Here is a 12,606-nt window from a genome sequence, read left to right on the forward strand (position 1 = left end):
TTACAGCTCTACAACAACAGCCTGGGAAGCACGGGTCGCCTTGGCGCGAGCGGCTTCAATCGACTCGTCACGGGCCAGTGCAACACCCATGCGGCGCTGACCGTTGACTTCAGGCTTGCCGAACAGACGCAGTGCGGTATCCGGTTCGCTCAGTGCAGCGCCGAGGTTGGCGAATGCGGTCTGGGTCGACTGGCCTTCCACCAGAATCACCGCCGAAGCCGATGGGCCGAACTGTCGGATCAGTGGCACCGGCAGACCGAGGATTGCCCGGGCGTGCAGGGCGAACTGCGACAGGTCCTGGGAAATCAGGGTCACCAGACCGGTGTCGTGCGGACGCGGCGACACTTCGCTGAACCACACCTGATCGCCTTTGATGAACAGCTCCACGCCGAACAGGCCACGGCCGCCCAACGCTTCGGTCACGGCTTTGGCAACGCGCTCGGATTCAGCCAGCGCCACCGGACTCATGGCCTGTGGCTGCCAGGATTCCTGATAGTCACCCTTCTCCTGACGGTGGCCGACCGGCGCACAGAAAGTCGTGCCGCCGACGTGACGCACGGTCAGCAGAGTGATTTCGTAGTCGAAATCGATGAAGCCTTCGATGATCACGCGACCTTTGCCGGCGCGACCGCCCTCTTGGGCGTAATCCCAGGCTTTCTGCACGTCATCGGCGCTGCGCAGCAGGCTCTGGCCCTTGCCCGACGAACTCATCACCGGTTTGACGACGCACGGGAAACCCAGGTCTTCAACGGCTTTGCTGTAGTCCTCGAAGGTATCGGCGAAGTGGTACGGCGAAGTCGGCAGGTCCAGCTCTTCGGCGGCCAGGCGACGGATACCTTCGCGGTTCATGGTCAGTTGCGCGGCGCGAGCGGTCGGGATCACGGTGAAGCCTTCGGCTTCCAGTTCGACCAGAGTCGCGGTGGCGATGGCTTCGATTTCCGGCACGATGAAGTGCGGCTTCTCGGCTTCGATCACTGCACGCAGGGCGGCGCCGTCGAGCATGTTGATCACGTGGCTGCGATGGGCAACCTGCATGGCCGGCGCATTGGCGTAACGGTCAACGGCGATCACTTCAACGCCCAGGCGTTGCAGCTCGATCACCACTTCTTTGCCCAACTCACCACAGCCACACAGCAATACGCGGGTCGCGGTCGGCGACAATGGAGTTCCGATACGGGTCATCTCAGGTCCTCAAAGAAGCGGATCATCGAGGAAAGCAACGCCAGACGCGCTTTCCATGGGGAGAAAGCGCGGCATTTTACATGAACCTGAGGGTTTGGCTTCAGCCGGCGACAGCCTGTTTGCGTTCGCGCCAGGCCATGATCAGCCAGACCGCAGTCACACCGGCGAACTTCGAGGCCAGCGCGGTGATGAGCACCGGCGGCGTCAGCAGGTCGATCATGCCGAAGAAGATGAAGGTATCGAGGGGAATGCTCAGCGCCGAACTGATCCACAAGCGGTCGCGCAACGGGCGCTTGGTGATGGTGAACACCAGCCAGTCGATGCACTCGGAGACCGCGAATGCCGTGGCGCTGGCCAGTGCAATCGACGGATCGGACGTGACATAGGACAGCACCAGCGCCGCCAGCATCGCCACAATCGCGCCGTGGCCGAAGCGGATCTGCACCATGTCGCGCAGCACGAACACCAGCCCGCCCCAGGCCGACCAGATGATGTCCAGGTGCGGCGCGGTAGAGAAAGCGAAGTTGATCAGCACGACGCTGCTGATGTAGGCGATGAGGAAAATCATGGGCGTGACCTGTCAATTTGGCGCACAGGTTACTGGACCCGAAGATCAAGAGCCACCCCCTCACCCCAACCCTCTCCCCCAAGGGGGCGAGGGGGAAAGGGAGCAGATCGGGGGCTTTTCAAATCTTGAGTTCGACTCGATGGCTCAGGTCGGCGTATAGCGAAAGACACCTCGGTCAGTCCCCTCTCCCTCTGGGGGAGGGTTAGGGTGAGGGCACTCTCAGAATGATCACGATTTTGGCGGCAACATCCAGACCAGCCCACTGGCCTTCGCCCGCTCATGACACAGCCCGAGGACAACCCGGCGTTCATCATTCGTCATCCGGCTCCAGCGAGTGATCTCCTCGACCGTACGCTGGCAACCGGTGCAAATGTCGTCTTCGTCCAGCGCGCAAATGCTCACGCACGGCGAGGCGACAGGTCTTTCCGGGGTTGTCATTCTTCCTGCTCGACCAGATCGCGCGCATAGCGCTGGGAGTTATGCCCATAGTGCGCGGCACTGGCTTCGAGCATCTTCTTCTGCGGCTCGGTGAGTTCGCGCACGACCTTGCCCGGCGAGCCCATCACCAGCGAACCGTCAGGAATTTCCTTGCCTTCGCCGATCAGCGAATTGGCGCCGATGATGCAGTTCTTGCCGATTTTCGCGCCGTTGAGGATGACGGCGTTGATGCCGATCAGGCTGTAGTCGCCGACCGTGCAGCCGTGGAGCATGGCGTTGTGGCCGATGGTCACGCCGGTGCCGATGGTCAACGGATAGCCCATGTCGGTGTGCATCACCGTGCCGTCCTGCACGTTGCTGTTCTTGCCGATCAGGATCAGTTCGTTGTCGCCGCGCAACACGGCGTTGAACCAGACGTTGGCGCCCTCTTCCAGTTTGACCTTGCCCACCAGCACGGCATTGGGGGCGACCCAGCTCTGCGGATGGGTTTCGACACGGGCGTCGCCCAGGCGGTATTTCATCTTGTTTTCCTCAGGGCTCACGATGGCTGGCCATTCGAGCGATGGCTTCAGGTATTGATGAAGCTTTTAGGCGGCTGATGCAGGCTGATTTTGGCGTCATAGAGCAGGTTGATCAACTCGACGATCATGATCGCCGTCAGCCCCCAGATCTTGTATTCGCCGTAACGGTAGCTCGGCACGTACCAACTGCGACCCTGATAGTCGATGCGATGGGTGTGTTCGCGCGGATCCTTGCGGAAGAACTCCAGCGGCACACTGAACACCGCAGCGATCTCGGCATCATTGGCCTGGTATTCGACAAAATCGGGAATCACCCCGACATACGGCGTGACCTTGATGCCATGCAGGGAGATCAGCGGGCTGAGCGGACCGATCACTTCGACCAGTCCTGGCGGCAGGCCGATTTCCTCTTCGGCTTCACGCAGCGCGGTAAACACCAGGTCCGGGTCTTCGGGATCGCGTCGTCCTCCGGGGAAGGCGACTTCGCCGCCGTGGGTCGAGAGCCCGCTGGCGCGCAGGGTGAGGACAAGTTCGGGTTCGTCACTGCGAGTAATCGGCACCAGGACAGCGGCCTCGGGGAAACGCGTGTCGGTCTCCAGCGTGCGCGGCGTGTGATTGCTTACCCGGTGCAGTAGCTCGTCCAGCATAAGTGTTCTCGATCGGTGCCTTACCCTGCATCATGCACCAATCATTGCGACCGCCCAAGCCCCGAACGGCGGTCATGTCGCGAAACGACAACTTGCCGACTGACACCGCTGCACGCCAAGATAGGCGCAGCATTCAGGAACCCCAGCATGAAATTTTGCAGCCAGTGCGGCAACCCGGTGACCCAGCGCATTCCCGAAGGCGACTCGCGGCTGCGATTCGTCTGCGACAGCTGTCAGACGATTCACTACCAGAACCCCAATATCGTGGCCGGTTGCGTGCCGACCTGGGGCACCAAAGTCCTGCTGTGCCGCCGCGCCATCGAGCCACGCCTCGGTTACTGGACGCTGCCTGCCGGGTTCATGGAGAACGGCGAGACCATCGAACAGGCCGCCATTCGCGAAACCGCCGAGGAAGCCTGCGCCCGGGTGCGCAACCTGAGCATCTACACCCTGATCGACGTGCCACATATCAGTCAGGTGCATGTGTTTTTCCGCGCCGAGCTGGCGGATCTGGACTTCGCCGCCGGCCCCGAAAGCCTGGAAGTGCAACTGTTCGACGAGGAAGACATTCCGTGGAACGAGCTGGCTTTCCGTACGGTGGGCCGTACTTTGGAATGTTTCTTCGCTGACCGGCGCGTCGAGGTCTATCCGGTTCGCTCCGAATCGATCCCGCCGCTCACTCAACCGGCCATTACTTGATTTCGACGGCGGCCGGCCGATAACCGGCTAACGCAGCCCGCGACAGCGCCTGCACACTATCTATAAATAAAGTATCTGCTTCATTTCTGGGGAATCGTTTCAATGCGCTGGTTGCTTGCCCTGTTCTGCCTGTCGTTCGTCACCGTCTCCCAAGCGTCATTCGTGACCACCGTGACGCCTTCGAACACCCCGCTCATCGAAAAAGTACTGGTGCTCAAATCGGCCCATCAGCTGCAGTTGATCGCCGACGGCAAGCCACTCAAGAGCTATCGCATTTCCCTGGGCAAGGGCGCGAAAAAAGGCCCGAAGCTGATTGAGGGCGACAAGCGCACACCGGAAGGTTTCTATTGGATCGACTGGCGCAAGACCAGCGACAAATTCAACCTGTCGATGCACATCTCCTACCCGAACATTAGCGACTCCGCCCGCGCCCGCCGCGAAGGCGTCGAGCCTGGCGGCATGATCATGATCCACGGCACGCCGGACTCCGAAGACAACCCGGAACAACTGTTCCATACCCTGGACTGGACCGATGGCTGCATCGCCATGCGCAACGTCGACATGCGCGAAGTCTGGAACCTGGTGCCGGACGGCACGATGATCGAAATCCGCCCCTGATTCCGTAACCAGGCAGTTGTTGCAATGGGCCGCGAAGCGGCCCTTTCTCCTGACCATTGGTCGCCCGTAAAAAATAAATTCAAAAGATCGCAGCCTGCGGCAACGTCTGAACGGTGATACCACTTTCACCCGCCAGAACTGCCGCAGACGGCGATCTTTTGCTTTCCATAGCCCACCGCTAATACCACTTGAAGCCACCCGCCCTGAAACACCCGATTCCAAAGGACTACAGGCCTTTCCGCTGCGTTGACATGGTATGCAAGTGGTATTAGTTTTCGCCGAAACAGCGAGCGACAACAAACCAATATCAGCTCCGGAAGTGCCTTGCATGAACGACCTCCACGCCCTGCGCCCTGACGACTCCCAGCCGACGCCGCTGTACCTGCAACTGGCGCGCAACCTGGAAGCGGCGATCCATGCCGGCCAGTGGAAAGCCGAACAGGCGATGCCGTCGGAGCGCAATCTCAGCGAAATGCTGGGGATTTCCCGGGTCACCGCCCGCAAGGCGCTGGAAGTCCTGCTCGATCAAGGTTTGATCCGCCGCCTGCAAGGTTCCGGCACTTTCATCACCCCGCGCCTTGAACAACCGCTCTCGCGTCTGTCGGGTTTCAGCGAAATGCTGCGCCTCAAGGGCTTCGTGCCCAGCTCGCAATGGCTCGAGCGGGAAATCACCCTGCCGACCCACGAAGAACTGATCCGCCTCGGCCTGTCGCCGAACGACAAGGTCGCGCGCATGAAACGCCTGCGCAAAGCCGACGACACCGTGATGGCCATCGAGATGAGCACCCTGCCCGCCTCGATCATGCCCAAGCCACAGGTGGTGGGCGATTCCCTCTACGAACACCTCGACAGCATCGGCAAACCGATCGTGCGCGCCTTGCAGCACATCCAGGCGATCAACGCCTCGGACGAGTTCGCCGCACTCGTCGGCATCGCCCCCGGCACCGCGATGCTGCTGATGACCCGGGTCGGCTACCTGGAAGACAACACGCCGATCGAAGTCACCGACACCTATTGCCGCAACGACTACTACGACTTTGTTGCAGAGCTTCGCCGCTGATCAGCAGCCAGGCCAAACGAGAGAAGCGAAATGTCTGAAGACAACATCCTCACCGCTGACGGCTGGATTCGCGGCCGGCTGATCCACGAACACGGCAGAGTCGTGTCGATCGAAGGCGTGCCTTGCGATCCGGCGACCAATGACTTGCCGTATCTGCTGCCGGGTTTCATCGACCTGCACGTCCACGGCGGTGGCGGCAAGGACATCATGGAAGGCGCCAGCGCTTTCGAAACCATCACCAAGACCCACGTGCGCTTCGGCACCACCTCGCTGCTGGCCACCACCATGACCGCGCCGAGTGCCGAGATTGCCAGCGTGCTCAAGGAGGTCGGCGAGTTCTGCGAGCAGCGTCCGAAAGGCGCCGCCCGGGTGCTCGGCGTTCACCTCGAAGGCCCGTACATCAATCCCGGCAAGCTCGGCGCCCAGCCGAACTTTGCCCACACCGCGTTGATGGCCGAGGTCGAAGACTATCTGGCGCTGGCGCCGATCCGGGTGATCACCATCGCCCCGGAAATCGCCGGCCATGACGGTTTGATTCGTGAGTTGAGCAGCCGTGGCATCCGCATGCAGATCGGCCACACCCTCGGCAGTTACGAGGAAGGCGTCGCCGCCCTCGAAGCCGGCGCCACCAGTTTCACCCACCTGTACAACGCCATGAGCCCGCTGCATCACCGCGAGCCGGGCATCGTCGGCGCGGCGCTGGCCCATGCCAAATTCGCCGAGCTGATTCCGGACTTGCTGCACGTACACCCCGGCGCGATCCGCGTGGCCCTGCGTTCGATTCCGTGCCTGTACTGCGTCACCGACTCGACCGCCGCCGCCGGCATGCCCGACGGTGAATACAAGCTCGGCAGCCACACCGTCACCAAATGCCTGGGCGGCGTGCGCCTGCCCGACGGCACCCTGGCCGGCAGCACCCTGACCATGGATCAGGCCCTGCGCAATCTGGTGAAAATCGGTCTGCCGATCGCCGAGGCCTCGCAACGTCTTTCGCAATTCCCCGCCGACTATCTCGGCATCACCGAACGCGGGCGCCTGCAACCCGGCGCCTGGACCGACTGCGTGCGGCTGGATCGCTCACTCACACTGACCGCCGTCATGGTCGAAGGAGAAGACATTGACTTCAAAAATGCTTGAGGAGGCGCTGTCCTCGTTCGAGGCCGTGCAAGCACAACTGCAACAGCTCGACCCGCAAATGATCGAGATCGCCGGACGCCTGCGCCGTCAGCCGCCGCAAGTGGCGATGACCGTTGCCCGTGGCAGCTCCGACCATGCCGCGAGCTACTTCGCCTACCTGACCATGCAGCAACTCGGCGTACCGGTGGCGTCGCTGCCGATGTCGGTGGTGACCATGCAACAGGCGCCGTTGAAGGTCAGCGGTCAGGTCGCGTTCGCGTTCTCCCAATCGGGCCAGAGCCCGGATCTGGTCAACAGTCTGCGTCTGCTGCGCAAACGCGGCGCCCTCAGCGTGTCGATGGTCAACGCTGCCGATTCGCCGCTGGAAGCTGCTTGTGAATTCAGCCTGCCGTTGCTGGCCGGCACCGAAAGCAGTGTCGCCGCGACCAAGAGTTTCATCGCCACCCTCAGCGCCAGCGCCCGCCTGATCGCCCACTGGAAAGAAGACAGCGAATTGCTGGAAGCGCACAACGCCCTGCCCGAAGGCCTGCGCGAAGCCGCGAAGCAGGACTGGAGCCTGGCCATCGACGCCCTGCGCGATTGCGAGCGGTTGATGGTGATCGGCCGTGGCGCGGGTTTTGCCATCGCCCAGGAAGCCGCGCTGAAATTCAAGGAAACCTCGGCGATCCAGGCCGAAGCCTTCAGCAGCGCCGAAGTCCGTCACGGCCCGATGGCCCTGATCGACGAACATTACCCGCTACTGGTATTCGCCCCGCGCGGCGCCGAACAGGCCGGTCTGCTGAGCCTGGCAGCCGAGATGCGTCAGCGCGGCGCCCGCGTGTTGCTGGCCGCACCGGATGACGTCAGCGAGCGCGACCTGACCCTGAGCCGTGCCGAGCACCCGGCCCTCGATCCGATCCTGGCGATCCAGAGTTTCTACGTGATGGCAGCCGGTCTGGCCGTGGCCCGTGGCATGGACCCGGATCAGCCGCGACACCTGAGCAAAGTCACCCGTACGCACTGAGTCCGAACCGAACGTTTTCCTGATGAGACCGAGCCATGCACAACAACAATAAAGAGCTGACTTTAAGCGCCCCGCTCAGCGGCCCGGTGCTCACGCTCGCCAAAGTCCCGGACGCGGTGTTCGCCAGCGGCGCGATGGGCGACGGCATTGCCATTGATCCGCTGAACGACACCCTGTATTCGCCCTGCGCCGGGGTGGTGATCCACGTCGCCCGCACCGGCCATGCACTGACCGTGCGCGCCGACAACGGCGCCGAGCTGTTGCTGCACCTTGGTCTGGACACGGTGGAGTTGCAGGGCGAAGGCTTCTCGATGCTGGTCAAGGAAGGCGCGCGGGTCAGCAATGGCCAGCCGCTGCTGCGCTATGACCTGGACAAGGTCGGCCGCCAGTGCAAAAGCCTGGTCAGCCTGCTGATCCTGACCAACAGCCAGGATTTCCAGGCGCGCCCCATCACCCTGAAAACGGTGAAAGTGGGTGAACCGCTGCTGCACATCGTCGCTCGTCACAGCGCAGCGGCGAACACAGAAGAACTCGGCGGCCCGGAAGTTCACGGTCACGTGCAGGTCGCCCATCGCGGCGGTCTGCATGCACGCCCGGCGGCGTTGATCCGCCAGACCGCGCAAGGTTTCAAAAGCCATTCGCAGCTGCATTTCGCCGGCAAGTCGGCGCCGTGCAACAGCCTCATCGGTTTGATGGGCCTGGCGATTGGCGAGCAGGACGAAGTGCAGGTCAGTTGCCAGGGCCCGGACGCACAGGCTGCGTTGCAAGCCTTGCTCACCGCACTGGCCACCGCCCTGTCGGAGGATCATCACGCCGCCGCACCGGTTGCCGCCACCCCACGCAATCGCCCCGCCGAAGCTGGTGTGTTGCACGGTGTTTGCGCCGCACCGGGACTGGTGGGCGGGCCGCTGTTTCGTTTGAACGCGATCAGCCTGCCGGCCGACACCGGCAATCATCAGCCCGAGCACCAATTGCAGATTCTCGACACCGCGCTGAATCAGGTCCGCAGCGAAATCGACGGCACCCTCGCCCAGGCGAAAAAACACCGCAATGCCGACGAAGAAGCCATCTTCGCCGCGCATCTGGCCTTGCTGGAAGACCCGGCCCTGCTCGACGCCGCCCAACAATCGATTGAAACCGGCACCGCAGCGACCCACGCCTGGAGCCAGTCCATCGATGCGCAATGCGAGGTTTTGCAAAACACCGGCAGCCCGCTGCTGGCCGAACGCGCCAACGATCTGCGCGACCTCAAGCAACGGGTGCTGCGCGCGCTGCTCGGCGAAGCCTGGCATTACGACGTGCCGGCCGGCGCCATCGTCGCCGCCCACGAACTGACGCCGTCGGACCTGCTGCAACTGAGCGCGCAAGGCGTCGCCGGCTTGTGCATGGCAGAAGGTGGCGCAACTTCCCACGTGGCAATTCTGGCCCGGGGCAAAGGCCTGCCGTGCATGGTCGCACTGGGCTCGGCGCTGCTCGATCAGACGCAAGGCCAATCGGTGGTCCTCGACGCCGACGGCGGTCGCCTCGAACTGACGCCGGGTGCCGAGCGTCTGGCCGAAGTCCGCCAGGCGCAGATCGACCGCCAACAACGTCGTGACGCCCAGCAAGCTCAGGCCCATCTGCCGGCGGAAACCCGCAATGGCGTGGCCATCGAAGTGGTCGCCAACGTTGCCTCCAGCCACGAAGCGGCCGATGCGTTTGCCAACGGCGCCGACGGCGTCGGCCTGTTGCGCACCGAGTTTCTGTTCGTCGATCGCCACACTGCGCCGGACGTCGAAGAACAACGCGCCGCCTATCAAGCTGTGATCGATGCCATGGGCGGCAAATCGGTGATCATCCGCACCATCGACGTCGGCGGCGACAAACAACTCGACTACCTGCCGCTGCCGGTGGAAGCCAACCCCGTACTCGGCCTGCGCGGCATTCGCCTGGCCCAGGCCCGCCCGGAAATCCTCGATCAGCAACTGCGCGCCCTGCTGCAAGTCAGCCCGTTGCAGCGCTGCCGGATACTGCTGCCGATGGTCACCGAAGTCGACGAACTGCTGCACATCCGCCAGCGGGTCGATGCGCTGTGTCTGGAACTCGGCATCAATCAACGTCCGGAAATCGGCGTGATGATCGAAGTCCCGGCCGCTGCATTGCAGGCCGAACAACTGGCCGAACACGCGGACTTCCTGTCCATCGGCACCAACGACCTGTCGCAATACACCCTGGCCATGGACCGCGACCACGCCGGCCTCGCCGCACGGGTCGATGCCTTGCACCCGGCGCTGCTGCGCCTGATCGCCATGACCTGCGAAGGCGCGGCGGTGCACAAACGCTGGGTCGGCGTGTGCGGCGCCCTCGCCTCGGATCCGCTGGCGACGCCAGTGTTGATCGGCCTGGGCGTGACCGAACTGTCGGTGAGCCCGGTACAGATCGGCGAAATCAAGGACCGCGTGCGCCAGCTGCACGAAGCCGAATGCCAACGCCTCGCCCGGGACCTGCTCAAGCTGAGCAGCGCCGCCGCGGTGCGTCATGCCTGTCATCAACATTGGCCTCTGCGCTAACAAAAACAACAAGGACAAACGCCATGTACCAACTCTTCATCGAAGGCCTGCAACGCCTCGGCCGCGCGCTGATGCTGCCGATCGCGATCCTGCCGATCGCCGGCCTGCTGCTGCGCCTGGGCGACACTGACCTGCTGAACATCGCGATCATCCACGACGCCGGCCAGGTGATCTTCGCCAACCTGGCAATGATCTTCGCCATCGGCATCGCGGTCGGCTTCGCCCGGGACAACAACGGCACCGCCGGCCTCGCCGGGGTGATCGGTTACCTGGTGATGATTTCCACCCTCAAGGTGCTCGATGCGAGCATCAACATGGGCATGCTCGCCGGGATCGTCAGCGGCCTGATGGCCGGCGCGCTGTACAACCGCTTCAAGGACATCAAGCTGCCGGAATACCTGGCATTCTTCGGCGGCCGGCGTTTCGTCCCCATCGTCACCGGCTTCAGCGCGGTCGGCCTGGGCGTGCTGTTCGGCTATATCTGGCCGCCGATCCAGCACGGCATCAACAGCTTCGGCACCCTGCTGATGGAAAGCGGCAGCTTTGGCGCGTTCGTCTTCGGCGTGTTCAACCGCCTGCTGATCGTCACCGGCCTGCACCACATCCTCAACAACATGGCGTGGTTCGTGTTCGGCAACTTCACCGATCCAACCACCGGCGCGCTGGTCACCGGTGACCTGTCCCGCTACTTCGCCGGCGACCCGAAAGGCGGCCAGTTCATGACCGGCATGTTCCCGGTCATGATCTTCGGCCTCCCCGCCGCCTGCCTGGCGATGTACCGCAACGCCCTGCCGGAGCGGCGCAAAGTCATGGGCGGGATCTTCCTGTCGATGGCCCTGACCGCGTTCCTCACCGGCGTCACCGAACCGATCGAATTCGCCTTCATGTTCCTCGCACCGCTGCTGTTTTTGCTGCACGCGCTGCTGACCGGATTGTCGATGGCAATCACCAACGCACTGAACATCCATCTGGGCTTCACCTTCTCCGGTGGCTTCATCGACATGGTGCTGGGTTGGGGACGCTCGACCAACGGCTGGCTGGTGGTGCCGGTGGGCCTGGCGTATGCGGTCATCTACTACGCGGTGTTTGATTTCTGTATCCGCCGCTTCAACCTGAAAACCCCGGGCCGCGAAGACGTCGCCACCGCCGGCAAAGCGGTCCTGACCGAAAACGAACGCGCCAGCGCTTACATCAAGGCACTCGGCGGCGCGGAAAATCTGGTCACCGTCGGCGCATGCACCACGCGGCTGCGACTGGAAATGGTCGATCGCAACAAAGCGTCGGATGCTGATTTGAAAGCGCTGGGCGCGATGGCTGTTGTGCGTCCGGGCAAGGGTGGAAGTTTGCAGGTGGTTGTTGGGCCGATGGCCGACAGCATTGCCGATGAGATTCGCCTGGCGATGCCCGCGTTGGGCCGAGCCGTGGTGGCTGCCCCTGTCGCTGTTGTCGAAACCAGCGAACCCGTCGCAGTCTCCACACCCCAGGCCCAGCAATGGCTGACCGCTCTGGGCGGCAGCGACAACGTGCTGCAACTCGACTGCATCGCCATGAGCCGGATCCGCCTGCAACTGGCCGATGGCAAGGCGCTTTCGGAAAGCCGCTTGAAAGAGCTTGGATGTCTGGGTGTGAGCGCGCTGGAAGATGGCGTGTGGCACTTGCTGGTGGGGGATCGGGCGCAGAGTTTGAGTACGGCGCTGGAGGGGTTGGTCAATCGAAGTGAGGTCAGTGCCAAGGTTTAGGGCGACCTCTGAATCGATGAGTGGGGGGTGATTCGATGCATTTTTGTACGGTCGCAGAATTCCCCTCACCCTAACCCTCTCCCGAAGGGAGAGGGGACTGACCGCGTTGTTTGGGAGAGGTACGCCGACGTGACATACCGAGGTGAACTCGGGTTATAAAATGCATGCAACTCGAATTGTGCTTCCTCTGCTTCCTTTGCCTCCTTTACTTCCTTTGCTTCCTCCCCTTCTTCTGCTCCTTGCTCCTGCTCCTGCTCCTGCTCCTGCTCCTGCTTTCGCTCCCCACCACTCAACACGATGAGCGTTAGCTCGAGAAAGGCTTTTGACGTGCCGGCCCCATCGGAAGGCTGAGTGGAGGGATTTATCCGGGGGTGGGAGCGCAGCGACCGTGCGGCGAAGCCGCATGCATCGAGAGGAGGTGCAGCGAAGCAAACCGTAGGCGATG

At 62.8% G+C, this 12,606-nt stretch carries 12 protein-coding genes; 7 read left to right on the plus strand and 5 right to left on the minus strand.

Annotated elements, in window-relative coordinates; genetic code table 11:
* From purT to EIY71_RS26350, 5 genes are all read right to left on the minus strand, one after another.
* Positions 1–1,182, minus strand: a complete 1,182-nt coding sequence (purT, locus tag EIY71_RS26330) for a formate-dependent phosphoribosylglycinamide formyltransferase (RefSeq protein ID WP_134023688.1) — start codon at positions 1,180–1,182, stop codon at positions 1–3.
* Between the two features lie 100 nt (positions 1,183–1,282).
* Positions 1,283–1,750, minus strand: coding sequence for a preQ0 transporter (locus EIY71_RS26335; protein WP_007954619.1), 468 nt, complete (start codon positions 1,748–1,750; stop codon positions 1,283–1,285).
* A 228-nt stretch (positions 1,751–1,978) separates the two neighbouring features.
* Positions 1,979–2,188 (minus strand): DUF1289 domain-containing protein, encoded by a 210-nt coding sequence (locus EIY71_RS26340; protein WP_085747018.1) that lies wholly within the window; start codon positions 2,186–2,188, stop codon positions 1,979–1,981.
* Positions 2,185–2,709 (minus strand): gamma carbonic anhydrase family protein, encoded by a 525-nt coding sequence (locus EIY71_RS26345; protein ID WP_134023690.1) that lies wholly within the window; start codon positions 2,707–2,709, stop codon positions 2,185–2,187. The genes EIY71_RS26340 and EIY71_RS26345 overlap by 4 nt, the downstream gene beginning before the upstream one ends.
* A gap of 47 nt (positions 2,710–2,756) precedes the next feature.
* Positions 2,757–3,356 carry a CoA pyrophosphatase gene (locus tag EIY71_RS26350; RefSeq protein ID WP_064382420.1) on the minus strand — a complete coding sequence of 200 codons (600 nt, stop codon included), beginning with the start codon at positions 3,354–3,356 and terminating at the stop codon, positions 2,757–2,759.
* Positions 3,357–3,503: 147 nt separating this feature from the next.
* On the opposite strand from EIY71_RS26350, the gene EIY71_RS26355 reads away from it, so the two are divergent.
* From EIY71_RS26355 to nagE, 7 genes are all read left to right on the plus strand, one after another.
* A complete protein-coding gene (locus EIY71_RS26355; RefSeq protein WP_134023692.1) occupies positions 3,504–4,055 on the plus strand; it encodes an NUDIX hydrolase in 552 nt (183 codons plus the stop codon).
* Positions 4,056–4,157: 102 nt separating this feature from the next.
* Positions 4,158–4,673: a murein L,D-transpeptidase family protein gene (locus EIY71_RS26360; RefSeq protein WP_007954614.1), complete on the plus strand. Its 516-nt coding sequence runs from the start codon at positions 4,158–4,160 to the stop codon at positions 4,671–4,673.
* A gap of 328 nt (positions 4,674–5,001) precedes the next feature.
* Entirely contained in the window at positions 5,002–5,733 is a 732-nt protein-coding gene (locus tag EIY71_RS26365) for a GntR family transcriptional regulator (protein WP_007954613.1), read from the plus strand.
* 30 nt (positions 5,734–5,763) lie between these two features.
* A complete protein-coding gene (gene nagA, locus EIY71_RS26370) occupies positions 5,764–6,870 on the plus strand; it encodes an N-acetylglucosamine-6-phosphate deacetylase (RefSeq protein ID WP_134023694.1) in 1,107 nt (368 codons plus the stop codon).
* Positions 6,851–7,873: an SIS domain-containing protein gene (locus tag EIY71_RS26375; RefSeq protein WP_134023696.1), complete on the plus strand. Its 1,023-nt coding sequence runs from the start codon at positions 6,851–6,853 to the stop codon at positions 7,871–7,873. The genes nagA and EIY71_RS26375 overlap by 20 nt, the downstream gene beginning before the upstream one ends.
* A gap of 35 nt (positions 7,874–7,908) precedes the next feature.
* Complete coding sequence (gene ptsP, locus EIY71_RS26380; RefSeq protein WP_134023698.1) at positions 7,909–10,422, plus strand: phosphoenolpyruvate--protein phosphotransferase; 2,514 nt, start codon at positions 7,909–7,911, stop codon at positions 10,420–10,422.
* A gap of 23 nt (positions 10,423–10,445) precedes the next feature.
* Positions 10,446–12,161: an N-acetylglucosamine-specific PTS transporter subunit IIBC gene (nagE, locus tag EIY71_RS26385; RefSeq protein ID WP_134023700.1), complete on the plus strand. Its 1,716-nt coding sequence runs from the start codon at positions 10,446–10,448 to the stop codon at positions 12,159–12,161.
* Positions 12,162–12,606 lie beyond the last annotated feature (445 nt).

The organism is Pseudomonas sp. CH235 (assembly GCF_004368175.1).
Taxonomy (GTDB): Bacteria; Pseudomonadota; Gammaproteobacteria; order Pseudomonadales; family Pseudomonadaceae; genus Aquipseudomonas; species Aquipseudomonas paraglycinae.